The sequence below is a fragment of the Microcoleus sp. PH2017_09_SFU_O_A genome (genome assembly GCF_020738625.1).
Taxonomy (GTDB): Bacteria; Cyanobacteriota; Cyanobacteriia; order Cyanobacteriales; family Microcoleaceae; genus Microcoleus.
In genome coordinates, this window is sequence record NZ_JAEQCF010000053.1 from 1 (window position 1) to 910 (window position 910).

The 910-nt window shown below is 50.5% G+C and carries 1 protein-coding gene; it reads left to right on the top strand.

Features of this window, described 5'->3' with window-relative positions; genetic code table 11:
• Window positions 1-910, top strand: a 910-nt coding sequence (locus JGK16_RS19955) for an Ig-like domain-containing protein (protein WP_293192060.1), incomplete at both ends; no start/stop codon positions are given.

A 910-nucleotide genomic window follows, 5' to 3' on the forward strand; every position in this document is an offset into this window, starting at 1 on the left:
TCAATGACTTCGACCCCGACATTTTCGACACGTTGACTGCTGCTGTTGTCACACAACCGACTAAAGGTAAACTCGTACTCAATCCCAAGGGTGACTTCATTTACACTCCCAGCCCCGGATTTGTCGGAGTTGATACTTTCATTTATAGCGCTAGCGATGGCGCTGCAACTGTCCCCGCCACGGTGAATATCAACGTTACAAACAGTGTGCCAACAGCCAATCCCGACACCTATAGCACCAGTGCGGGAAAAGCCCTCAGCGAAATATTGCCGGGAGTTTTAGCTAACGACTCCGACGCGGACTTGGACACGCTGACTGCTGCGTTGGCGGCCAACCCGACGAAAGGGTCGATCGCCCTCAGCAAAGACGGTTCTTTCACCTATACTCCTAAGGCAGGCTTTACTGGGACAGACACATTTACCTACACAGTCAGCGACGGCATAGTTAGCTCTCCACCAGCTACCGTGACTGTAAACGTCAACAATAACCCGCCTGTCGCGATTCCTGACAACTATACAACTTCTTTTAATACTCCTCTCAACGTGGCAGGGTTGGGAGTCTTAATTAACGATACAGACCCGGAAAACGATCCGTTGACTGCGATTTTGGTGGCAAATCCGGCTAAAGGTGCGATCGCCCTCAACGCTAACGGTTCCTTCAGTTACACTCCGAATGCTGGTTTTGCAGGGACAGATTCTTTTACCTACAAAGCTAATGACGGAAAAGCTGATTCTGCGATCGTCACAGCCAGCATTGTTGTCAATAACTCTCCAACTCCAACTCCGGTAACAACTCCAACTCCGGTAACAACTCCAACTCCGGTAACAACTCCAACTCCGGTAACAACTCCGACTCCGGTAACAACTCCGACTCCGGTAACAACTCCGACTCCGGTAACAACTCCGACTCC